The sequence below is a fragment of the Mesorhizobium sp. M8A.F.Ca.ET.207.01.1.1 genome (genome assembly GCF_004794715.1).
Classification (GTDB): domain Bacteria; phylum Pseudomonadota; class Alphaproteobacteria; order Rhizobiales; family Rhizobiaceae; genus Mesorhizobium.
On the sequence record NZ_SRUS01000510.1, the window covers coordinates 1 to 294 of the forward strand.

The window sequence follows — 294 nt, forward strand, 5'->3', positions numbered from 1 at the left end:
GCCAGGCCGGCACCTACCGCGTGGTGGTGACCGGCATCAACAGCGCCGATGACTACCTGCGCCTGGCCGCGGGCCTGCGCGAAGTGCCGGTGGTGCGCACTGTCACCCCGCTGCACGCTTCGGCCGGCCAGCTGGAGCTGAGCGTGGAGATGACCACCGGCCTGGCCGGTGGCACCGGCACCCGCGCCTTCATGATCGGCGCGGCCGACTGGCACGTGTGCCCGCAGCGCGGCGAGGGCCTGCGCATCCGCCAGCTGCTGATGGCCACGATGGCCGCCGAGGACGCGATGCTGG

1 protein-coding gene is annotated in these 294 nt (G+C 73.5%); it reads left to right on the forward strand.

Annotated elements, in window-relative coordinates:
• The coding region (locus EN850_RS36970) for a hypothetical protein (RefSeq protein ID WP_210238096.1) at nucleotides 1-294 on the forward strand (294 nt) is incomplete at both ends.